The organism is Nocardiopsis alborubida (genome assembly GCF_012396365.1).
In the GTDB taxonomy this organism is placed as follows: Bacteria; Actinomycetota; Actinomycetes; order Streptosporangiales; family Streptosporangiaceae; genus Nocardiopsis; species Nocardiopsis alborubida.
Map to the genome: position 1 here is coordinate 26443 of NZ_JAAXPG010000033.1, position 22724 is coordinate 49166.

General features: G+C 73.0%; 17 protein-coding genes and 2 pseudogenes. 11 read left to right on the plus strand and 8 right to left on the minus strand.

Translation table 11 applies throughout. The features are described 5' to 3' along the window. Positions 1-60: 60 nt before the first annotated feature. Positions 61-1353, minus strand: coding sequence for an HNH endonuclease signature motif containing protein (locus tag HGB44_RS26670; protein ID WP_168444156.1), 1293 nt, complete (start codon positions 1351-1353; stop codon positions 61-63). 456 nt (positions 1354-1809) lie between these two features. Here HGB44_RS26670 and HGB44_RS32875 point away from each other — a divergent pair. The 5 genes and pseudogenes from HGB44_RS32875 to HGB44_RS26690 form a co-directional block, all read left to right on the plus strand. After that, positions 1810-1899: pseudogene (locus tag HGB44_RS32875) on the plus strand (IS5/IS1182 family transposase); the annotation flags it as partial. A gap of 66 nt (positions 1900-1965) precedes the next feature. Then, positions 1966-2172: pseudogene (locus HGB44_RS26675) on the plus strand (winged helix-turn-helix domain-containing protein); the annotation flags it as partial. A gap of 137 nt (positions 2173-2309) precedes the next feature. After that, on the plus strand, positions 2310-2639 hold the full coding sequence (gene tatA, locus HGB44_RS26680) for a Sec-independent protein translocase subunit TatA (protein WP_061082509.1): 330 nt from the start codon (positions 2310-2312) through the stop codon (positions 2637-2639). A gap of 305 nt (positions 2640-2944) precedes the next feature. After that, a complete protein-coding gene (locus HGB44_RS26685; protein ID WP_061082508.1) occupies positions 2945-3841 on the plus strand; it encodes a diacylglycerol/lipid kinase family protein in 897 nt (298 codons plus the stop codon). Positions 3842-3853: 12 nt separating this feature from the next. Further along, positions 3854-6706 (plus strand): DEAD/DEAH box helicase, encoded by a 2853-nt coding sequence (locus HGB44_RS26690; protein WP_061082507.1) that lies wholly within the window; start codon positions 3854-3856, stop codon positions 6704-6706. A 132-nt stretch (positions 6707-6838) separates the two neighbouring features. Here the strand turns inward: HGB44_RS26690 and HGB44_RS26695 are convergent, their stop codons facing one another. Then, positions 6839-7843, minus strand: a complete 1005-nt coding sequence (locus HGB44_RS26695; protein WP_061082514.1) for a LacI family DNA-binding transcriptional regulator — start codon at positions 7841-7843, stop codon at positions 6839-6841. Between the two features lie 427 nt (positions 7844-8270). On the opposite strand from HGB44_RS26695, the gene panD reads away from it, so the two are divergent. The 4 genes from panD (at position 8271) to HGB44_RS32750 (ending at position 12055) form a co-directional block, all read left to right on the plus strand. Continuing rightward, on the plus strand, positions 8271-8675 hold the full coding sequence (panD, locus tag HGB44_RS26700; RefSeq protein ID WP_061082506.1) for an aspartate 1-decarboxylase: 405 nt from the start codon (positions 8271-8273) through the stop codon (positions 8673-8675). Between the two features lie 322 nt (positions 8676-8997). After that, the gene (locus HGB44_RS26705; protein ID WP_061082505.1) at positions 8998-9255 is read left to right on the plus strand and encodes a hypothetical protein; all 258 of its coding nucleotides are present in this window, start codon (positions 8998-9000) and stop codon (positions 9253-9255) included. A 95-nt stretch (positions 9256-9350) separates the two neighbouring features. Then, on the plus strand, positions 9351-10649 hold the full coding sequence (locus HGB44_RS26710; protein WP_061082504.1) for an MFS transporter: 1299 nt from the start codon (positions 9351-9353) through the stop codon (positions 10647-10649). Positions 10650-10927: 278 nt separating this feature from the next. Then, complete coding sequence (locus HGB44_RS32750; protein ID WP_231972575.1) at positions 10928-12055, plus strand: DUF4352 domain-containing protein; 1128 nt, start codon at positions 10928-10930, stop codon at positions 12053-12055. A 33-nt stretch (positions 12056-12088) separates the two neighbouring features. Here HGB44_RS32750 and HGB44_RS26720 read toward each other — a convergent pair whose 3' ends face one another. The 3 genes from HGB44_RS26720 to HGB44_RS26730 all read right to left on the minus strand — a co-directional run bounded on the left by HGB44_RS26720 (position 12089) and on the right by HGB44_RS26730 (position 15277). Next, positions 12089-12949, minus strand: coding sequence for a (2Fe-2S)-binding protein (locus tag HGB44_RS26720; protein ID WP_061082503.1), 861 nt, complete (start codon positions 12947-12949; stop codon positions 12089-12091). 463 nt (positions 12950-13412) lie between these two features. Further along, positions 13413-14288, minus strand: coding sequence for an ABC transporter permease (locus HGB44_RS26725; protein ID WP_061082502.1), 876 nt, complete (start codon positions 14286-14288; stop codon positions 13413-13415). Beyond that, positions 14285-15277 carry an ATP-binding cassette domain-containing protein gene (locus tag HGB44_RS26730; protein ID WP_061082501.1) on the minus strand — a complete coding sequence of 331 codons (993 nt, stop codon included), beginning with the start codon at positions 15275-15277 and terminating at the stop codon, positions 14285-14287. The genes HGB44_RS26725 and HGB44_RS26730 overlap by 4 nt, the downstream gene beginning before the upstream one ends. A gap of 100 nt (positions 15278-15377) precedes the next feature. Here HGB44_RS26730 and HGB44_RS26735 point away from each other — a divergent pair, with 100 nt between their 5' ends. Both HGB44_RS26735 and HGB44_RS26740 read left to right on the plus strand, forming a co-directional pair. Then, complete coding sequence (locus HGB44_RS26735; protein WP_061082500.1) at positions 15378-16199, plus strand: TetR/AcrR family transcriptional regulator; 822 nt, start codon at positions 15378-15380, stop codon at positions 16197-16199. Positions 16200-16308: 109 nt separating this feature from the next. Then, positions 16309-16938 carry a class I SAM-dependent methyltransferase gene (locus tag HGB44_RS26740; RefSeq protein ID WP_061082499.1) on the plus strand — a complete coding sequence of 210 codons (630 nt, stop codon included), beginning with the start codon at positions 16309-16311 and terminating at the stop codon, positions 16936-16938. A 141-nt stretch (positions 16939-17079) separates the two neighbouring features. Here HGB44_RS26740 and HGB44_RS26745 read toward each other — a convergent pair whose 3' ends face one another. The 3 genes from HGB44_RS26745 to HGB44_RS26755 form a co-directional block, all read right to left on the minus strand. Next, complete coding sequence (locus tag HGB44_RS26745; RefSeq protein ID WP_061082498.1) at positions 17080-18282, minus strand: JmjC domain-containing protein; 1203 nt, start codon at positions 18280-18282, stop codon at positions 17080-17082. 239 nt (positions 18283-18521) lie between these two features. Next, the gene (locus tag HGB44_RS26750; RefSeq protein ID WP_061082497.1) at positions 18522-20711 is read right to left on the minus strand and encodes a prolyl oligopeptidase family serine peptidase; all 2190 of its coding nucleotides are present in this window, start codon (positions 20709-20711) and stop codon (positions 18522-18524) included. A 205-nt stretch (positions 20712-20916) separates the two neighbouring features. Beyond that, on the minus strand, positions 20917-22131 hold the full coding sequence (locus HGB44_RS26755; protein WP_061082496.1) for an ABC transporter ATP-binding protein: 1215 nt from the start codon (positions 22129-22131) through the stop codon (positions 20917-20919). Positions 22132-22724: the final 593 nt, after the last annotated feature.

Sequence of the window (22724 nt, forward strand, 5' to 3'; positions counted from 1 at the left end):
CTGTTTGTCGGGTGCGGGCATGCCGGGTGCGGGCATGCCGGGGCCCGGCCCGGCCGGAGGTCATTCCCGGGGCGGCGGGTCCGGATCCCTGCCGGGCGGATGGTGCCGCCCTCGCCCCCGCTGCTGGTGTGTGCGCAGTTCGCGTTGGTATTTGGCCCGGTTGTGCGGGCCGCATAGTGGTTGCAGGTTCGCGACCTCGGTGCGTCCTCCCCGGGAGAAGGAGGTGATGTGGTCGGCCTGGCACCAGGTGATCGGCACCTCGCACCCGCCCGGATGCGCGCACGTGGCGTGCCCGTGGAAGGCTGCCGTGCGCTGTCGGGCGGAGGCCAGGCGGCGGCTGGGAGCCACGTCCAGCACGTGTCCGGTGGGGGGTGCGGTGAGCATCCGCACCACCTCGGAGTCCCCAGCCAGTTCGTGTACCAGCCCGACGGGGATTACCCGGCCGTTCTCGTCCAGAGCGGGGGCTTCCTGGCCTTCGGTGTCCAGGTAGGTCTCCACGGGCACCAGGATGCGGATCTGCGCCAACGGAGCCGGAGTGTTGTCACACCCGGTGTGGGTGGTGGCAAAGCGCAGCGCCGCGATGAGCGCGTCGTGCTCGCGCTGAGACCGGCTACGGGTGTCACCCTCTCCGGGTGGGGTGGTGAAGGTGTCGATGGCGGCGCGCACGATCAGCGCGTCTCCGGCCCCGCCCCAGGCCTGGAGTTGGTAGCTGTCCTGGAACGTGTCGTGCACGGCCAGACCACGGGCGGCGTGGGCGGCCTCGTGGTCGCGGTCCAAGCGGTGCGGGTCCAGTCGATAGGCGACCTGGCGGGCCACCGCCTGGAGTTGGTTGACCGACAACGCGGGCCGCTCTGCCTTGGCCGCCACCAACGCCGACTCAAACCCCTGCCGATACTCCCCCTCATCGGGGAAGTGGTCCTCATTCCGGGTCTGGACGGCTTTGTCGGTGACCTTGGCGATCGCCACCGCCTCACCCAAGGCCAGAGCGCCCTCCCCTACCGCCTCGGCGGTGGCGGGCAGGGTCTCCTCGTGCACGTGCTGGGCCAGACGGGCCAAATCCTTGGCCTGACCAGTCGGCATCTTGCACTGGTGCACCAGCCACTTGTCCAACGTGCCGTAACCGCTGTAGCGGGCCACCTCACCGCGCGCGTACAAACGCGCCATCCGCACCAGCGCCTGGTAGCGGATCTTCTCCACCTGGTCCCACAGGGCGGCGACTTCCTCGGCGGCGGCCTCGTTCGCCCCCGGCGGCACCTCAGCGTCCCAGGTCTGGTCGATGATCTCGCGCGCACCGGCCAGCGCGGCCACACCCGGGGAACAAACCCCGGGGGCCGCGTCGGGCGCTGCAAGCATCATCTCCATACCTCTTATTATAAGCCAACAGCAGCCATTGCGCCAGAATTCACAGCACCGAATTCACCCACCCTTCCGGATTTCCCCCCACGGGAGGCTTGTCCTTCATTGATAAGCCACAATTGGGACAAACCGAAAGGCGCCAGAAAGGGCGCGGGAGAAATGATCCCTCGCCGTGGGTGCCACCGTCGCCCACCCCGGCCGTCCCCGAACCCCGGGCGTTGGTCGCCCTGGGCCAGTCGCTCCTGCCTTTGGTGCCGCTTTTCGTCGGGGCCCCTCGCCCCCACCGGACGACTACCGTTTCTCGAAACCCTCGCCCTTTCGCGGCAGCGGATGCGCTTTCGTTGCCGCCAACAACTCCCGACAAGAGCAGCGCAGGGGAGAGACCCGATGGCGGCCCCTCCCTACCCCTCAATCCATTACTCCCCTTGGAGCCCATCTCAAAAGCCCTGCGAGATCTCCGCGGCCAACGTCAACGGCACCGAGACACTCAAGCCCCTGGTCCGGGGTATCCCGGCGGTGCGCTCACGGCGAGGTCCCGGGAGGTTCCCGGCGGCGGCATCTGGCCCGCGCTCTACGCCGCCGTGATATCCGCCGTCCAGCGAGCGGCGCGTCCCGGAGATCCTCATGCGCCACGCGGGCAAGCTCGTCACACGCCAGAGGCCGCTGATGGACGTGTGGGGGTCCGAGCACGTCACCTGCACCGGTTGCCTGCGCCTGTACGTCTCCCGGCTGCGCAAGAAGCTCGCCCCCGAGCCCAAGGGGCCGTGCTTCCTCATCACCGGGTCCGGCATGATCACCGAGTCCGGCATGGGGTAACGTTTCCAGCCCCCCGGATGACGAGCGCCGCACGTGTGGTTCATCGTTGTGTCAGTGGCCGCGGACCCGGGGGACCGGGCGCCCGAGCCGAGGAGGCCGTGCCACGGGGCACGCCGCGGAAGAAGGAAGTGGGAACGATGGGTTTCGGGGCACGTGAGATCCTGATCCTCCTGGTCATCGCGCTACTGCTGTTCGGAGCCAAGAGGCTCCCGGACCTGGCGCGCTCCCTGGGGCGCAGCGCCCGCATCCTCAGGGCCGAGACCAAGGGCATGCACAGTGACGACGACGCCGACGGCGCGCGGCCCCGGCCCGCCGAGCCGCAGCGGGCCGCCGCGCAGCCCCAGCCCCAGCCGCAGTCCCAGCCCGAGCAGCCGGTCGCGCATCCGGTCGCGCAGCCGACGCTGGAGGGCAGGATCATGAGCCCCGGCGAGTACGGCACCGCGCAGCCCCACACCGCCGGGAACTGAGGCCGCTCCGCGGGCCCGGCCGCGCACGGCCGGAGGCTGGGGCCTTCGGCGGGTGCGGGTACGGCGGCGCGACCCCGGGTCGGGGACAGAGGCCTTCACAAACCTGGTGGCCGACTGGTGCGGCGGCGGGGCGAGGATGGGTAGTGTGACCCATCGGGTACCCCGGCCGGGCCCGCGGTCCGGGCCGGGGAGCCCGCAGCCACACCGCCGCGCTCCGTTCCCGCCTCCGTGGCCAGCGGGAGACGAGCGCACCGGGCACGGGGCGCCCCGGCGCGTCCCGCGCCCCCGTTCCCGCTAGGACTCCCATGCCCCCACACATCGCCCTTCTGGTCAATCCGAACTCCGGGCGGCGCCGCGCGGCCGTCGTCGCGGTACGCCTCAAGGAGGCGCTGCGCGATGCCGGGGCCCGCGTGCACGTCTACACCGGACGCTCGGCCGCCGACAGCCGCCGCATGGCACGCCTGGCCGCCTCCGACCGGCCCGACGCTCTCGTGGCCGTGGGCGGGGACGGGCTCGTCCACCAGGCCCTGCAGGCGGTGGTGGGCACGGGGGTCCCCCTGGCTGTGGTCCCCACCGGGACCGGCAACGACATCGCCCGCGCCTTCGGCCGCCCGCGAGGGTCGGCCCGGGACGTGGCCGAGGCGATCCTGCGGGGGCGCACCCGCCCGGCCGACGCCGTGCGCCTGACCCTGGCCGACGGCACGCAGCGCTACTTCCTCAGCGTTCTGGCCTGCGGCTTCGACGCCCGGGTCAACGAGCGCGTCAACGGGTTCCGCTACCGCGTCGGCCGCGCCGGGTACATGGCCGGGCTCCTGGCCGAGCTGCGCTCCTTCCGCCCCATCGACTACGACATCGAGGTGGACGGGCGCCGCATCGCCGAGCCCGGGATGCTCGTCGCGGTCGGCAACACCAGCGCCTACGGCGGCGGCATGCGCGTGTGCCCCGACGCCGTCCCCGACGACGGCCTCCTCGACGTGGTCTTCGTCCGCCAGACCCCGATCGGCCGCTTCCTGCGCGTGTTCCCCCGCGTCTTCAACGGCAGTCACACCGGCCTCGACGAGGTGGTGGTCGAGCGCGGGCGCACCGTCACCATCCGCGGCGCGGCGGGTACCGCCTACGCCGACGGCGAGCGCACCGGGGAGCCGCCCCTGGTCTGTGAGGTGGCGCCCAAAGCGGTCGAGATGTTGGAGCTGACCTCATAGGCTGGAGGCCATATGAGTAGTCACGCTGAGCGGTACGCCGCCTTCCGTCGGCGCCAGGAGTCCTCCAGCGCCGCCATCGAGGCCTTCCAGGGCCTCTACGGGTTCGAGTTCGACCCTTTCCAGATCCGGTCCTGCAAGGCCCTGGAGAGCGGCCACGGGGTGCTGGTGGCCGCGCCCACCGGCTCCGGCAAGACCGTGGTCGGCGAGTTCGCCGTGCACCTGGCCCTGGGCGAGGGCACCAAGTGCTTCTACACCACGCCCATCAAGGCGCTGTCCAACCAGAAGTACAACGACCTCGTCAAGCGCTACGGCGCCGACCAGGTCGGACTGCTGACCGGTGACAACAGCGTCAACGGCGAGGCGCCCGTGGTCGTCATGACCACCGAGGTGCTGCGCAACATGCTCTACGAGGGCTCGGCCACCCTCGGCGGACTGGCCTACGTGGTGATGGACGAGGTGCACTACCTCGCCGACCGCTTCCGCGGCGCGGTCTGGGAGGAGGTGATCATCCACCTGCCCGAGTCGGTGCGCATGGTCGCCCTCTCGGCCACCGTCAGCAACGCCGAGGAGTTCGGCGAGTGGCTCCAGCAGGTGCGCGGCGACACCACCGTCATCGTCGACGAGAAGCGGCCCGTGCCGCTGTGGCAGCACGTCATGGTCGGCAACCGCGTCCACGACCTGTTCGTGGACATGGAGGAGGACCCCGCCTCCGACACGGAGGACCGGGACGGCCAGGAGGGCTCCACCGGGCGCGCCAAGAAGCGCAGGCGCGAGCGCCGCCGCCAGGGCTGGCAGCCCCGCGAGATCGAGGTCGGCGGGCAGAGGCTGCGGATCAACCCCCGGCTGACCCGTTTCGCCGAGGAGGACTCGCGCGTCACCCAGCTGGCCAACCGGCGCCGCCATCCGCAGTCGCGGGCCCGCGGCAGCGTGCGTCCCCGCTCCCGGTTCGCGCCGCCCTCGCGGCCCACCATCATCGAGGAGCTCGACGACGGCGGCCTGCTGCCCGCGATCACCTTCGTCTTCAGCCGGGCGGGGTGCGACGACGCCGTCCGCCAGTGCCTGGCGGCCGGGCTGGTGCTCACCACCCCGGAGGAGGCCGACGAGATCCGCGAGTACGCCGAGACGCGGTGCGCCGACATCCCGCCCGCGGACCTGGCGGTGCTCGGCTTCGAGCAGTGGCTGCGCGCCCTGGAGGCGGGCATCTCCTCCCACCACGCCGGGATGCTGCCCACGTTCAAGGAGATCGTCGAGCACCTGTTCTCGCGCGGCCTCATCCGCGCGGTGTTCGCCACCGAGACCCTGGCCCTGGGCATCAACATGCCCGCGCGCACGGTGGTCATCGAGAAGCTCGACAAGTGGAACGGCGAGACCCACGCCCAGCTCACCCCCGGCGAGTACACGCAGCTCACCGGACGCGCCGGGCGGCGCGGCATCGACGTGGAGGGCCACGCGGTGGTCGTGTGGCAGGCCGGGACCGACCCCGAGTCGGTGGCCAGCCTCGCGGGCACCCGCACCTACCCCCTCAACTCCAGCTTCCAGCCCTCCTACAACATGGCGGTGAACCTGGTCGGCCAGGTCGGCCGTCAGCGCAGCCGCAACATGCTGGAGGCGTCCTTCGCCCAGTTCCAGGCCGACCGCGCCGTCGTGGGCCTGGTCAAGCAGCTGCGCAAGAGCGAGGAGGCCCTGGAGGGCTACGCCCAGGCGGCCGAGTGCCACCTGGGCGACTTCATGGAGTACGCCGCGCTGCGCCGTGCCCTGAGCGACCGCGAGTCCATGCTCTCCAAGAACCGCTCGGTCCGGCGCCGCGACGAGGCCCTGGAGAGCCTGGAGAAGCTGCGCACCGGCGACATCATCCGCATCCCCTCGGGCCGCTACTCCGGGCACGCGGTCGTGCTGGACCCGGGTCTGCGCCACGACCTGCCCGCGCCCCTGGTACTCACCGTGGACAAGCAGGTCAAGCGGGTCAACGCCAGCGACTTCACCGTGCCGGTGCACCCCTCCGGGCGCATCCGCGTGCCCAAGTCGTTCTCGGCCAAGTCGCCGCGCTCGCGCCAGGACCTGGCCTCCACACTGCGCAACAAGCTCAAGGAGCGCGGCACCGACCCCGTCTACGAGCGGGGCTCGCGCGAGGCGGGGGAGGACTCCGAGGTGCTGCGCCTGCGCGGGGAGATGCGCCAGCACCCCTGCCACGGGTGCGCCGACCGCGAGGACCACGCGCGCTGGGCCGAGCGCTACTTCCGCCTGCGCCGGGAGACCGACAGCCTGCGCCGCCGGGTGGAGGGCCGCTCGCACGTCATCTCCCGCACCTTCGACCGCGTGTGCGGGGTGCTGGAGGACCTGGGGTACCTGGAGGGCGACAGCGTCTCCGACGACGGGGCGCGGCTGGCCAAGGTCTACTCCGAGCTGGACCTGCTCGTGGCCGAGTGCCTGCGCCGCGGCCTGTGGAAGGGGCTGACCCCGGTCGAGCTGGCGGCCTGCGCCGCCTCGCTGGTCTACGAGTCGCGCAGGGGCGATGACGCCTACCCGCGTCTGCCCGGCGGGCGGATCGAGGAGACGCTCGCGGAGATGGTGCGCCTGTGGGGCGAGCTGGGGGAGGTCGAGTCCCGGCACCGGGTGTCGTTCCTGCGCCAGCCCGACCTGGGCTTCGTGTGGACGGCGCACCGGTGGGCGGGCGGCGACCGGCTGGACGCCATCCTGCGCCAGTCCGACATGACCGCCGGGGACTTCGTGCGCACCGCCAAGATGCTGGTGGACATGCTCAGCCAGATCGCCGGGGCCAGCGGCGACGCCGAGGTGCGCTCCACCGCGCGCAAGGCCGGTGACCTGGTGCGGCGCGGGGTGGTGGCCTACTCCTCGTTCGCCTAGTGGACCGGCCGGAACCGTTGCCGGTGTGACGCAAGGGTTCTGACCTGCGATGATCTTGTACTTATAGCGCGTCTCGACCGTCCAACCTCGCTATAGGTACAAGATCACGGCGAAGGGGGCGGGGGAGGGCCGCTAACGCGGGCCCGGCGGGAGGATCTCCCCGGACCCGCGCACGACGAGCGCGGCGGGCACCCGCTCCTCGCGGGGCGGGCCGTCGTCGCCCGCGATGCGCGCGAAGAGCCGACGCACCGCCAGGGCGCCGATCCGCATCACGTCCTGGGCGATCACGGTCACCCGGGGCGTGAGCAGGTCGGCCATGGGGAAGTCGTCGAAGCCCACCACCGCGACGCGCTCGTGCAGGCCGCGTTCCTGGAGGGCCTGGATGGCGCCGATGGTCACCAGGTTCTGGGCGGTGAACAGCGCCGTGGGCGGGTGCGCGGAGTCCAGCAGCGCGCCGGCCGCCCGCGCCGCTCCGGCGGAGCCGGTCAGACCGCACACCACATGCCCGGGGCGCTGGGGCAGGCCCCGCTCGGCCAGGGCCGTCCGGTAGCCGGTCAGGCGCTCGTCCGCGGTGCTGATGCCGCGTTCGTGGCCGAGGAAGGCGATCTCGGTGTGCCCGTGGTCGGCCAGGTGCAGCACCGCCTCGCGGGCTCCCTCGGTGTTGGCGGCCATGACCGCGTCGGCGTCCAGGCCGCGCGGCGGGCGGTCGGCGAAGACCACCGGGGTGCCGGTGCGGATCTCGTGGTGCAGGTAGCCGTGGTCGGGCGCGGCCGGGACCAGCAGGATCCCGTCCACCCGGTGCAGGGTGGCCGCCCGCACCAGCTCCAGTTCGCGCCGGGGGTCCTCGTCCAGGCTCCCGGCGAGGACCAGGGTGCCGTGCTCGCGGGCCGCGTTCTCCACCGCCCGGCTCAGCGTGGCGGAGAAGGGATTGGCCACGTTCTCCAGCAGCAGGGCGATCTGGCGGGTGGCGCCGTCGGTGCGGCGCAGGCTGGAGGCGGCCAGGTTCGGCCGGAAGTCCAGCTGCGTGACGGCCCGCATGACGCGGTCGCGCAGTTCCTCGGAGACGGTGGAGACGTCGTTGACCACGCGTGAGACCGTCTTGACGCTCACCCCGGACAGGGCCGCGACGTCGCGCATGGTGGCCCGGCGCACCGGGTCCGCCGTGGCCCGCCGATCGCCGTTGTGGTTCACCGCTACTACCCCCTCGTCCCGATACCGTCCGCGGCGTCCCCGGCACGAGGAGGGGACGCCGCGCGGGGCGACCGCCCGGGGGCTCAGGGAGGTCCGGGCACGCGCGGTCCCATTGTGCCCCAGAGACCCCGGTGGGCGAGCGGGGAAAGCGACAGCCGCGTCCCCGGCCGCGGGGGGACGGTCGGCGGGGGCCGCGCGGGCGGAGAGCGCGCCCGGGTGGTGGACGCCACACGCGGAACACCCCGGTGGCGGGGGCTGTTGGACGCGTTGATGGACCCCGATGGCCGGAGCGGCACCCGGAGGGGGCCATCATGGAGAGACACGGGACCCTTGGGCCTGTAGTTGGCAAGACACCTGAAACGAGGCTTGAGCAGTGCTGCGCACCCTCATCAACGGCAAGATCCACCGCGCCACGGTCACGCAGGCCGATCTGCACTACGTCGGGTCGGTCACGATCGACGCCGACCTGATGGACGCCGCCGACATCGTCGACGGCGAGCAGGTCCACATCGTCGACATCGACAACGGCGCCCGGCTGGTCACCTACGCGATCACCGGCGAACGCGGTACGGGCGTCATCGGCATCAACGGCGCCGCCGCCCGGCTGGTCAGCCCCGGCGACCTGGTCATCATCATCTCCTACGCCCAGCTCACCGAGGCCGAGCGGGCCGAGCACGTCCAGCACATCGTGCACGTGGACCGCGACAACAGGATCATCTCCTTGGGTGAGGACCCGGCCGAGCCGGTGCCGGGAAGCACGCTGGTCTCCGGACGCTGAACCCGGTTCGCTGAATCCGCCTCTCCGAACCCGGGTCCGCCCGGCCCCGGCCGCCGGACCCCCGCGGTGCCCGCGTCGACGCCCCCGCGTCGCCGCGGGCACCGTCGTCGTACGGGGACCGGTGGCCTCGCAGGCGGGACGCGTTCCCGCGGTGCCGGGGCGCCGTCCCCGGAGCGCCGGTGCGGCGCTTGCGCGGCGCACGGACCCGCTCCCGCGCAGCCGAAACCTCCGGAGCGGGAGTCCGAATCCCGTGTTCGGCAAGGGTCGCAGGTCACCGGTGGCGTGGCCGGTTCCGGCCTGATCACCCGTCCCCGTGCCGGGTATGTCCACCATCGGCATGGACAGGACTGGGGAGCAGGAACAGCGCCGGATCGCCGAACACATCGAGTGGCAGAAGCAGGGTGCGTGGGTGGTCCTGTGGGGTCCCTACACCCGCTGTTTCTGGGCGTTCGCGTGCTGGCCGGTGGTCCCCGCGGGCGGCGTCGTCATCAGCGCGCGCGACCCGCACGCCCTGTACTCGGAGATGCGCTACGTCGAGCGCGAGCACGACTTCCTGCGGTGGCGCTACGGACGCGGCTGAGCGACGTCCGTAAGGGTGGCTATTACGACATGGCGGACATAACACGCTTCTGACTAGGATTCCTCCGTTGATAGGACCAAACAGAGGACGGACGCGTGTCGAGACACACCGCTCAGCCAGGGAACGCCCTCACCGAGCCGGAACGGGCCCGGATCCAGCGGCGCACCGTCCTGGTCCTCATGCTCGCCCAGGTGGTAGGGGGCGTGGGCATGGGCGCGATGATCGCGGTGGGCGCGCTCATCGCCCTCGAACTCACCGGCTCCGACACCTGGTCCGGTATGGCCACCACCATGATCACCCTGGGCGCCGCCGTGTTCGCCCTGCCCCTGGCCTCGCTGGCCGCCCGGCGCGGCCGCCGCCCCGGCCTCGCGCTGGGCTGGGTGCTCGGCGCGCTCGGCGGCACCGTCGTCATCGCCGCCACGGTGCTGGAGGCGTTCGCGCTGTTCCTCGCCGGCATGGTCCTGGTCGGCGCCGGCACCGCCACCAACCTCCAGGCGCGCCACGCCGCCGCCGACCTGGCCTCCGAACGCAGCCGGGGCCGGGACCTGTCGATCGTGGTCTGGGCGACCACCGTCGGCTCGGTGGTGGGCCCCAACCTCACCGGCCCCGGCGCGCGCGTGGCCGCCCTGTTCGGACTGCCCGACCTGCTGGGCCCGGTGCTGTTCACCACCACCGGGTTCGTCCTGGGCGGACTGCTGATCCTTGCCCTGCTGCGCCCGGACCCGCTGCGCGCGGCCACCGCGGACCGGCCCTCCGGAGCGGCCCCCTCCGGTGCACGGCTGTCCGTGGCCGGGGCGCTGCGGGTGATCGCGGCCAGCCCGGGGGCGCTGCTCGCGGTGGTCGGCATCGTGGCCAGCCACACGGTGATGGTCGCGGTCATGACCATGACTCCGGTGCACATGTCCCACCACGGCGCGGCGCTGACCGTGATCGGCCTGACCATCTCCCTGCACATCGCCGGTATGTACGCCCTGTCCCCGGTGGTGGGGTGGCTCACCGACCGGTTCGGCCGGGTGCCCGTGCTGCTGGCCGGACAGGGAGTCCTGGTCGCCTCCGCGGTGGTGGCGGGCACGGCCGGGCACGACGAGGCCAGGGTGACGGTCGGACTGGTGCTGCTGGGGCTGGGGTGGTCGTTCGGACTGGTGTCCGGGACGGCCCTGCTGGCGGAGTCCCTGGCGGCGGATGTGCGCCCCCGCGTGCAGGGCGTGAGCGACCTGGTGATGAACCTGGGCGGCGCGGCGGCGGGCGCCCTGTCGGGTGTGGTGCTGGCCCAGGCGGGCTTCGGCGGACTCAACCTGTTCGCGGCCGTGTTCACCGTGCCGGTGTTCGTGCTCGCCCTGCGCGCCCGGCTGGCCCGGGGGGACCGGCGGGAGCGGGCCGCGGGAGTGCGTTGACCGCCGACCGGCCCGTCGCCGGGGCGTGGGTCCCCGGGAACGGGAACCCGGGCCGTCCGGGCTGTCCGGTCCGGACGGCCCGGTGACCGCGCCCTGTGCGCCCCCTGCCTTGTGCCCTTTTGCGCCGCGCCCCTCTCCCGTGTCATTTGCCCGGGCCTTTACCGAAAACGCCCCGTGATCTCCACGCCCAGGCCCGTCCTCGCGGTTACCGTGCAGGCGTGAAGCGCCCAACGGCGGTTTCCGGTGGGCGGACCGCGCTGACATGAGGGGTGTTCTCAGTGTCCGATCGGGAGTCCGAGGGTGTGCCGCAGGAGCAGTCGGGACAGCGCCCGGACCCGGTGAACCACCGTCCGCCGGAGGAGTGGCGTCCCGGTGACCCCGGTGATCCGATCGAGGGCGGGCCGCAGCCGCCGGGGGAGCCGCCGCACCGCTTCCCCCACCAGGAGACGCGCCCCGGGGAAGGCCGGCTCCCGCACGGCCGCCACGAGAGCCCTCCCTCCACGGGAGCACACGCCTACGGGGAGCCCCCGGCCGGGGGACGCGCCCCCGGAGACGTCCCCCCGGGCGGACACCCGACGGGCGCGCCCCCCGAACCGGTGACCGGTGAGCTCTCCGAGGGTCCCAGCGGCCCCGGCCAGGCCGGATACGAGCACGCGGGATACGCCCCCGGGTACGGGGAGTCGGACGGGCCCACGACCGGCGCGGGCGGTCAGCCGCCCGGCGGGCCGCCGGACGGCTTCAGCTCCGGCCAGGGTCCGGGCTACGCCGCGGCGGGCGGTTACCCCTCGGGCCAGGGGCCGGGGTACGCGCCGGGGCAGGCCGGCGGTTACGGACAGGCCTACGGTTACGGGCCGGAGCCCGGAGCGGGCCAGGCCTACCCGCCCCAGGGCGGTTACGGGCCTCGGGAGACCAGACCCACCCCGTGGGGCAAGATCATCGGCCTCAGCTGCGGCGCTCTCCTGCTGCTGATGTTCGTCATCGCCGGGTGCACGACCGTCGCCCTGTTCGCGGCGGCCCACAGGCAGACCCCGGTGGAGGAGACCGAGTCCCGGCAGGAGGGCGGCGAGGCGGCCGGGCCCCGGGTCGAGCTCACCGCCGCCCCCACCGGCTTCGACCCCGGGCCGCTCTACACCGAGGGCGAGTACACGAGCGTGGACGTGTCGGTGACGAACACCGGCCAGGAGGACATCGAGGTCAACCCGCTCTACTTCCGGGTCGTGGACGCCCGGGGCGACCAGCACAGCACCTCCGAGGCCGTCGGCATGGACGCCGACGAGATCGGTGCGCGCACGCTCGCCCCGGGGCAGAGCGTCTCCGGGGTGATCACGGTGGAGGGGGACGTGGAGCCCGAGACCGTGGTCTTCTCCCCCTTCTTCGGCGAACCGGTGGAGGTGCCGGTCAGCTGACCGGCGGCGCCGCGGAAAGGACCGGGAGACGGCTCAGGGGGCCAGCGCCGGGTCGCGCAGCCACTCCGACAGGTCCTGCTGGCGCTCGCCGTCGCACTTGAGCGGGCACGTGGTGCAGTATCCGTGCTCCGGGTCGCCCTTGTAGTCGAAGCAGCAGGTGCCCCGCACCGCCCAGGTCCCGCGCGGGTGGTCGGGAGCGAAGGGGAACAGGCGCGGACGCCTGCGGGTCACCGCGCCCGCCGCGACCACCGCGTCGCCCAGGCGGGTGGCCAGCTCCCAGGCCTGCTCGGGGTCGCGGCCCAGGTAGCGGGCCGGGTTGAGCATGTAGAAGTGCAGGGTGTCGAGCACCCAGCCCCACAGGGTGCGCTTGCCCGAGCGCGTGTGCCCGTGCAGGGCGTCGATGATCGGCTCGAACGTGGCGAACAGGGCCTCGGCCGCCATCCGCAGCTGGGCGTCCTCGTCCTCGGCGACCACGGTGCCGGGGTGGCCGACGGCGGGGTCGTCCGGAAGGACGGCCGTCCGGGTGCCGACCGAGGCGGGTGTGCCGAAGCGCGCCAGGCCGGAGTCCCAGGGCAGGTAGAGGGTGTCCGGGCTCAGCAGCGGGGCGCGACCGGTCAGGTACAGCGAGGCCGAGACCAGGAAGATGGGCTCGCGCAGGGTCACCCGCAGGAAGTTGGTGGCGGCGGGGAGGCGGTGGCCGGGGCCGTGCTCGCTGCGGAGCCGGTCGTACAGGACCGGCAGCCAGCCGTCCGCGGCCATGGCGCCCGCCTGGTGCCAGTGCACGCGGCCGCGGGGAAGGGTGGAGAGCTCCTCGAAGGAGAGCAGGTCGGGCAGGGGCGCGAACTTCAGCGGCGCACAGGCGTCGCGCAACGCGTCGAGCGGATCTGGAGCCACCGCGTAACCTGCCCTTCGTCGCACGATGCCGTCATGTCCGGGGTCGTGTGGGTGCAGTGACCTTCGGGGAACGAGTGCATCTGCGCCTCTTAAGTGAGGCTACCCTAACGAACGCGTGCGCCGCAATGATCACCGGATTATCCCCTAACCGCCACGCGGGCAGAAGATGCAGGTACGGGCGTTTTTCTCCGGGGGGAGCGGCGGGCGTGGCGTGCGTCACCGGCGCCGTTTCCGCTGCGTGTGCGGTGTGACGCAAGTGTCGGAAGGGATGGCAGAGAGAGACTCCTGCGTCCCTCCAGCCTCACACGGGGGCGGTGTCGGACAGGGGCGCGTGGTCCGCGGGCGTCCGGGCGGCTCCGCCTCCGTGGGAGCCGCCCGGGCCTTGGGCATCGGGCCGTCGGGGCGTGGTCAGCGAGCCCGGGTCGGTGCGTCCGGGGCAGGGGACGGAACCAGCACGTCCGGTTCAGCGGCTGAGCCGCCGGAAGCGGCGCAGGGCCAGCGGGGTGACCAGGACCATGACGGCCAGCGGCAGGGCCACGGCCATGAGCAGCGCGTTCTCCGCGGGCCAGGCGTCCGAGGGCAGGGACGGGTTGCCGAACAGGTCGCGTGTGGCGGTGACCACCGCCGACAGCGGGTTCCACTCGGCGACGGGCGCCAGCCAGGAGGGCATGGCCTCGGACGGCACGAAGCTCGTCGAGAGCATGCTGAGCGGGAACGTCAGCGGGTAGACGACCATGCTCACGGAGTCGGCCGTGGGCAGCACCAGACCCAACAGCACCCCGAGCCACACCAGGGCCAGCCGGAAGAACAGCAGCACGCCGACGGCGGCCAGGGCTCCGAGGACCCCGTCCTCGGCGCGCCAGCCCATCGCGAACCCGACCAGGAGCAGCAGGGCCACCTCCAGGCAGGCGCGCGCCATGTCCGCCAGGGCGCGGGCGCCGAGCAGGGCCGCGGGGGACATGGGCATGGACCGGAAGCGGCTCATCACGTCGCGGGCGGTGTCGCGGGAGATCCCGGAGGCGGTGCCGCCGACGCCGTAGAGCATGACCATCGCCAGCATCGCCGGGACCAGGAACTCGCGGTAGTTCTCCGTTCCAGGGGGCGCCATCACGTCGCCGAACACGTAGCCGAACAGGAGCACCATCATCACCGGCATGGTGATCGCGATGACCGGTTCGAAGGGGTCGCGGACCATGTGCCGGAAGTTGCGGCGGGTCAGCACCAGGGTGTCGGCGCCGGTCTTGCGCAGGCGCTGGGCCCGGGTGAGCTGGCGGGGCGGCAGGCTCCCCCGGGTCAGCGGGCGCGGACCGGCGGAGGGGGCGGCGGCTGCGGTGGTCATCGGGACACCTCCTGAGGGGCGCGGTGGGCGCCTTCGTGGTCGGTGGCGGTCGTTCCGGTCAGGCCGAGGAAGACCTCGTCCAGGCTCGGGCGGCGGACGCCGATGTCCTCCACCCGCAGTCCGGAGCCGTCCAGGGCGCGCACGGCCCGGGTCAGCGCGTCCATGCGGTCCTCGGCCGGAACGCTGACGCGCTGCTCGTCGCGGTGCACGCTGGCCCGGGCGGACACGGCCTCGCCCAGGATCCGTGCGGTGGCGTCCAGTTCGGCGGGGTCGCGCACGACCACGTCGAGGCGGTCGCCGCCCACCTGCGACTTGAGGGAGTCGGGGGTGCCCTCGGCGATGACGCGGCCGTGGTCGATGACGGCGACGGCGTCGGCGAGCTGGTCGGCCTCCTCCAGGTACTGCGTGGTGAGCAGCACGGTCGTCCCGGAGGCGGTCAGGGCGCGCACCGACTCCCAGACCTGGAGGCGGCTGCGGGGGTCCAGCCCGGTGGTGGGCTCGTCCAGGAACAGGACGCTGGGCTCCTGGATGAGGCTGACGGCCAGGTCCAGGCGGCGGCGCATCCCCCCGGAGTAGCCGTCGGCGCGGCGGTCGGCGGCCTCGACGAGGTCGAAGCGCTCCAGCAGGGCACGGGCGCGCTCGTCGGCGCCCCGGGGGGAGAGGCCGTACAGGCGGCCGAACATGACGAGGTTCTCGCGGCCGGTGAGGAGTTCGTCGACCGAGGCGTACTGGCCGGTCAGGCCGATCGCGGCGCGCACGCGGTCGGCCTGGGTGAACACGTCGTACCCGGCGACGCTGGCGTGTCCGGAGTCGGGGCGCAGCAGGGTGGCCAGGACGCGGACGGCGGTGGTCTTACCGGCGCCGTTGGGGCCGAGCAGGCCGAAGACGGTCCCGGTTCCGACGGTGAGGTCGAGGCCGGCCAGGGCGCGGGTGGCGCCGTAATCCTTGCGCAACCCCTCGGCGCTGATGGCCGGGGTCATATGGGACATGTCAGTGTGCTCCATAAACTGTTTATGGCGTACATGTATTGGTGTAAGTAATACACAGATCTAGGATGGTGTCAACGACGCAGTCGACGACGGGTGGGGTATGACGGCCGAGCAGCAGGGGACGAACCGGATGGAGCGGGAGGTCGAGCTCCTGTGGGGGCTGCGCCAGCCCGAACCGAGGAGGGGGCCCAAGCCCAGACTCAGCCGGGAGGGGGTGGTGGCGGCGGCGGTCGCCATCGCCGACGCGGAGGGTCTGGAGGCCGTGTCCATGCAGCGGGTGGCCAAGGAGCTGGGCTACACCACGATGTCGCTGTACCGGTACGTGGACAGCAAGGAGGACATGCTCGCCCTCATGAGCGACGCGGTCCTGGAGGGGGATCCGCCCCCGCCGCGCGAGGACGGGGACTGGCGCTCCGGTGTGGAGGAGTGGGTCCGCGAGTCGGTGGCCATGTACCGCCGCCACCCGTGGGGGGTCTACCTCACCCTGAACGGGCCGCCCAGCGGACCCAACGGGCTGCGCTGGATGGAGTCGGGCCTGCGTGAGATCTCCCGGTCCGGCCTGGAGATGGGCTGGTCCCTCCAGATGCTGACGATGCTGTCCGCCATCCTGCGCGAGACGGTCCGCATCGAGCTGGACATGAGCCGCGCGGCCCGGGCGGCGGGCAGCACGATGGCCGACACCGTGCGCGACTACAGCAGGGGGCTGCGCAGGGTCGTCACCGAGGAGGAGTTCCCCACCATCACCCGGCTGCTCCGGGAGGGGGTCATGGAGGAGCTCCCGGACACCGAGGAGGAGAACACGGGCGGGCCCACGGAGGACCTGGACTTCTCCATCCGCCGGGTCCTGGACGGTATCGATGTGTACGTGGAGCGCCAGCGCGCCGCGGGGGAGCGGGGATCGGCCCCGGGCGCGGGGGAGTAGCGCCGGCGTCCACCTTGTCCTGGCCGCCCCGAGCCGAACGGTCCCCGTGCGCGGGGGAGCGGGGGGCAGGAGAGGCGGTGAACGCGCGCGGGTGCTAGCTTCCTCTCCCATGACGGAGCACCAGGACGAGACCAGGGCGGCCTACGACGGGGTCGTCGAGCTGTACGCGTCGATGTTCGCCGACCGGTTGGAGACGCAGCCGTTCTCGCGGAACATGATCGGCACCTTCGCCGAGCTGGTGCGCGGGACGGGGAACCCGCGTGCGGCCGACGTCGGGTGCGGGCCCGGGCACCTGACGGCCATGCTGTGCGAACTGGGGCTGGACGCCCGCGGGTTCGACCTCTCCCCGGCCATGGTCGAGCACGCCCGGCGGGCCCATCCGGCGCTGCGGTTCGACGAGGCGCGGATGGAGGCCCTGCCGGTCGGCGACGGTGAGCTCGGCGGCGTGCTGGCCCACTACTCGATGATCCACACCCCGCCCGGGGAGCTGCCCGCGCTGCTCGCCGGGCAGACGCGTGTCCTGGCGCCGGGGGGCCTGCTCCTGGCCTCGTTCTTCGCGACCGACGGACCGGAGCCGGTCCGCTTCGACCACAAGGTGGCGCCCGCCTACAGCTGGCCGGTGGACCGGTTCGTCGAGCTGCTGACCGGGGCCGGGCTCGTCACCTTCGCCCGGCTGCTCCACGATCCGGCCTCCGAGCGGGGCTTCCTCGACGCCCACGTGCTGGCCCGCCTTCCCTAGCGCGGTGCCCGTGGCCGCCGGGCGCGGGCAGCCCGAAGCGGAGGGGTCGGGGACCCCCCTAGTACTACGGTAGGCGCGTGAGGGCCGGGCCCACCAGGCCCTTCGCGTGCCTGTGGACGACCTCCGAGAGCCTGTGGACGACTACCGCACCACCACCAGGTGGTGTCGCGACAGCACGGACACGACCTCCGCCGTCCGCTCGACCTCCGCGCCCACGCGCTCGGCCAGTCCGGCCACGGTCAGCTCCCGGTGCTCGGCGAGCGCCTCCAGGACCGGCCCGACCACGGCCGGGAACCGGTACCGGCGTCCGCCCACCGTCACGGCCACCCTCTCGCCGTCCCGCGACAGCGGCGGCGGCAGGATCGGCACGAACTCCACCCGCGCGTGCGCGGGCGGCGCACTCTCCTCCACCGGCCACGGCAGCGAGAACGAGGTCCGGCGCGGGAAGCGCGCGTCCCGCTCGGCCAGGAAGCCGTCCAGGTCCAGCTCCTCGGCCAGCTCCGCCATCCGGGCCACCAGCTCGCCCTGGTGCTTGCGCCGCACGTCCGGGTCGGCGAAGCGCGGCAGGTCCCTGCGGAACACCTCCTCCTCGAACAGCCGGCGCACCAGCGCGTCCGCCCACTCCACCCCGGTCGCCCGGGTGAAGCCGAAGGTCAGGTGCATGCTCACCCCGCCGGTCCCGGTCACCGTGTGCCACCAGCCGCGCGGCACGTGGATGACCTGGCCGGGCCGCAGCACGCCCTCCCACACCAGGTGCAGCTCGCCGTCGGCGTCGCGCGGCGGCGTGTGGGCGTGGTCCACGTCGTTCTTCATCGGGTACGGGCGCGACCCCGGGCCGTGCACCTGCCAGTGCTTGGTCCCCTCCACCTGGACGATCACCGTGTCGTGGTCGTCCCAGTGGGTGTCGAAGCCGCGCGAGCCGCCCCAGATCAGGTACAGGTTGGCCTGCGCGCGCTCGCGCACCAGCCGCATGAGGTCGTCGGCCGCCGCGCCCACCGGCGGGTGCATCCGGTCCACGCTGTCCAGGACCAGGCTCGCCCCCTCCCGCAGCTCCCGGTACAGCGCCTCGGGCCGCACCACCCGCCGCGCGCTCCGCGAGGAGGTCGCCGCCCCGGTGTAGCGGTCGGCCGGGACCGGAGCCCCGTCCCGGTGCAGGCGCAGCCTGGGCGGCTCGGGGGAGCACGTGGCCAGCAGGTCGTTGAGGTCGTCGAAGGTCAGCAGCGAGCGCACCGCGTCCGCGCCCAGGTCGGCGAAGACGAACTCCTCGGACAGGCGCTCGGTGAGGGCCTCCCTTCCCACGACGTCGCTCAGGGTCCGGGTGAACAGGTGGCCGGGATCGGTCATGAGGGGGCGTCCTCTCCGTGCACGGGGGTGGGGCCCCGCCCGGCCCGGGGGGACCGGGCCGGGCGGGACGCGGTCAGATGAAGTCGGAACTGGAGTCGGTGCCGTCGCTGTCGCCGCCCGCGGTGATGTCGCGGGAGGTCACCTCGGCCAGGTCCTCGGTCTCGACCTCGATCGGGTCCATACGCACCACACCTCGCTTTCTGTGTGCCGTTTCTCTTGCCAGGACCGCCCCCGCGCGCTCAGCGCGGCGACAGCCCCGTCCGGTGGGCCGCGAACGCGTGCGCGTCGGCGGCCAGTCCCACCGCCCGGCTGACCGCGCGCGGGCCGTGGCCCACGTCGCGCTCGTACCGGAGCAGGACGGGTGGGCGCCCCTCCTCCCGCGCGGCCGCCGCCAGCAGCGCCGCGCACATCTTGCGCGGGTGGGCGGCGTCGGTGCGGGTGTCACCGTGGAAGCCGGTGAGCAGGACGCTGGGGAAGCTCCGTCCGGGTCCGTCCCCGGCGCCCTCCAGCGCCCGGTGGTAGGGGGAGTAGGACATCAGGGCGGCGAAGTCGTCGGGGTCGGCGGCGGTGCCGAACTCGCGGGTCCACATCCGGCCCAGGCCCATCCGCTCGAAGCGGGCCATGTCCGCGAGCGGCGCGGAGGCGATCACCGCCCCGCACAGGTCCGGGCGCGCGGTCGCGGCGGCCAGGACGAGCAGTCCGCCCGCCGACCCGCCCGACAGGCACAGCTGGTCGCGGGTGCACATCCCCGCGCCGACCAGGGCCGCCGCCGCGGCCACCAGGTCCTCCACGGCGCGCGGCTTGCCGCGGCCCGAACCGGCCAGGTGCCAGTCGCGGCCCGCGTCCCCGCCGCCGCGCACGTGGGCGACGGCGTACCGGCCGCCCGAGAGCAGCCAGGCCAGCACGGTCGCGCTGAACCCGAACTGGCGCGGGCGCCCGAAGCCGCCGTAGGCGTGCAGGAGGGTCGGCTCGGGGATCAGCCCCGTGCCGGGCGCGGTGCGGTCGCGGCCCGCGGCGGTGAACACGGTCACCGGGACCCGGGTGCCGTCCGCGGAGCGGCACCAGACCACCGAGCGCTCCACGGCCGGGGAGGGCCGGGCCTCGGCTGTTCCGGGCGGCCAGGGACGCGGGGTCCGCTCCCCTGGGGCCAGGCGCAGGATCCGCTGCTGGACGGACACGTCCGCGTACCCCAGGTACACCGAACCGTCGGGTGCCGCCTCCGGGGCGGAGACCATCCCCTCACCGGGCAGGACCACCGTGTACAGGAGTCCGCCCGTGCGGGTGTCGTGGACGGCCGCGGCGCTGATCCCCAGGCGGGTGCGCGCGACGAACAGGGCGGTGCCGCCCTCCGCTCCGGCGGGGCAGGGCGCGAAGGCGTCCAGGGTCGCCCCGTCCTCCTCGGGCACCACCTCGCGCCAGTGCCCCACCCCCGGCTCCTCGGGGGAGACCGCGCAGATCCGCCGCCACGGCGCGCCCAGGGTGGTGCGCAGGTACAGGAGGCCGTCCGGGCCCAGCCGGGCCTCGGTCTCGGCCTCCTCGCCCACCTGGACCGGCCGTAGCGGGGGGTGTGCGGGGGCGTCGGCCGGATCGGTGAGGCCGGCCGGGGCGGTCAGGTCGGCCGGGTCGGTGAGGCCGCCCGGGGTGGCCGGGGCGGTCAGGTCGGCCAGCCACAGGTCGGTGCGGTGCCCGGTGCCGTGGCTCTCGGTCACCAGCAGCCACCGGTCGCCCAGGACGCGCACTCCGGGCACGGTGCCGGGCGCCGTGCAGGCGTGGACGAGCGTCTCGGCGCCGTCGAGGACCCGGCGCAGCCACACGCCGCGCACGCCCCTGGCGCCGTCACGGCGCACGTAGTAGAAGGCGGGGACGCCCCGGGGCGACCAGGCCACGTGGGAGTAGCGCACCCCCGGCACGGCGGGGCCGACCGGCTCCCCGCCCTCCGTGCCGATCACGCGCAGGGCGCCGCGCTCCACGCCCCCCGACGAGGTCTGCACGGCGACCAGGCTTCCGTCGGGGGAGGGTTCCCAGGCGTCCAGGGTGGTGTGTCCGGCGGGGTCCTCGGCGACGGGGTCGTAGACGGTGCGCGGCGGCCCGTCCCCGGCCAGGACCACCAGGCGGGGGTGCTCGCTCCCGGCCGGGCGCACGGTGGCGAACACCGCGCCGGGCCGGTGTACGGGAGGACTCCACAGGTCGGTGTCCACCAGGGAGCGGATGAGTCCGGCCAGGCGTTCCCGCAGGGGCCAGGTGAGCGCCTCCGCCGCGTACTCGCGGCCCCGCTCCTCCAGCCAGCTCAGCGTCTCGGGGGAGTCCGCGGACTCCAGCCACCGGTAGGGGTCGGGTACGGGACGACCGTGCAGGAGGTCGACGGCGGGCTCGGGCTCGGGAGCGGACTCGGTGACGAGAGCGGCTCCGGGGGCTCGGTTGGACACCACACAATCGTTGGGGTGCGCTCATCCGGGGGTCAAGGAACAGATGCCTTGCCCAGGGGTGCGCGACTGTGTCTTCAGGGCAAGGTTTGCGGCGGTGCCGACCGGGCAACGCCGCCCCCTCGGGCCGGGAACCCCGCGCACGGGTGCGCCCCGCCGGGCCCTCCCGGAGGAGGAGGGGGAGGGCCCGGCGGGGCGCTGGGAGACGGGCTCAGTCGTTGTTGGGGTGGCCGATGGCCAGACCGCTCTCCGGGTCGAAGAAGTGCAGCTGGCTCACGTCCACCGACAGGCTGATCGGCTGGCCCGGGCGCACGTTGCTGCGGGGGCTGACCCGGGCGGTGAACAGCGAGGTGTTGCCGCCCAGCGGCAGGCCGTCGCCCTCGCCCTCCTCGCCCGCGGCGTCCTTGGCCAGGGCGGCGGCGTCCTCGTGGCGCACCGGCGGGGCGTCCACGGTGAAGATCACGTTGATCTCCGTGCCCAGTTCCTCGGTCACGCTCGCCTTGACCTGGATCTGCGGGTCGCCGTTGCTGTCCAGGTCGGCGTCGTTGAAGTCGGAGGGGCGGATGCCCAGGATGAGGCTGCGGCCCAGGTAGTCGCGCAGGCCCTGGCGCTCCCCGAGGACGCTGGCCGGGACCGGCAGCTTGTGCTCGGCGAAGGTGAGCACCGCGTCGTCGCCCTCGGCGACCAGCTCGGCGTCGACGAAGTTCATCGCCGGGGAGCCGATGAACCCGGCCACGAACAGGTTGTTGGGGGCGTCGAACAGGCGCTTGGGGGTGTCCACCTGCTGGAGGCGTCCGTCGCGCATCACCGCGACCCGGTCGCCCAGGGTCATGGCCTCGATCTGGTCGTGGGTGACGTAGATGGTGGTGACGCCCAGGCGCTCGTGGAGCTGGTTGAGGGAGGCGCGCATCTGCACGCGCAGCTTGGCGTCCAGGTTGGACAGCGGCTCGTCCATGAGGAACGCGCGCGGCTCGCGCACGATCGCGCGGCCCATGGCCACACGCTGGCGCTGACCGCCGGAGAGGGCGCCCGGCTTGCGCTTGAGGTAGGGCTCCAGGCCCAGCATCTCGGCCGCCTCCTTCACGCGGCGCGCGATCTCGGGCTTGGCCACCTTGCGCAGCTTCAGACCGAAGGCCAGGTTCTGCTCGACGGTCATGTGGGGGTAGAGCGCGTAGTTCTGGAAGACCATCGCGATGTCGCGGTCCTTGGGGGGACGGTCGTTGACGATCTCGTCGCCGATGACCAGCGTGCCCCCCGTGATCTCCTCCAGGCCCGCGATCATGCGCAGCGCGGTGGACTTGCCGCAGCCGGAGGGGCCGACGAGCACCATGAACTCGCCGTCCTCGATCTTCAGGTTCAGGTTGTCGACGGCCTTGACGTCGCCGCCGTAGATCTTGTCAACGCCATCGAGGACGATCTCCGCCATGGTTGTCAGCTCCCGGGCCGGGGTCGAGATGTGGGGTGACGCGGATCTCGGGGTGTCCGCGCCGCCGACCTGGATCTTTCGTAGTTGATCGAACCAGGCCGTTGTGCTGATCACATCAGACACGATCCTGATCGAAAAGTCCATACTTGAGTCGATGTCGATCCGATTGCGGTCAGACACAAACCCCGTCCGCTCAGCTGGCGTGGCGGCCCCAGGTGCGTTAGCCTGTCCGACGGTTCCTTCCTTTCTCCCCTCCACGCCCTCGGGTCGGCGGCCACGACACGGCAGCCGGGTTGAGGCATCGGGTCGGGGAGTCTGGGTAACCTAACGACCAGTCCAGCACTGGACGGACCGGTTGTGCGGCCCCCACTCGTCCGATTGGACGCTGCATCACGCGCCAGGTGCAGTTGGGATCGGGTGAGGGGTGGAGTACCGCGACCGGGCGGGGGGTTGGACCCGGAAAAGGCCCGAACATCCAGTAGACAACGGTCTTCCGAGCTCGCCGCCGACGGGACGGAGCCGGTCCGAAGGGTGGCTCGGGCCTTTTCCGCGTCCCCCCATATGCTGACCGCGAGCACCTCTCACCAACCAGC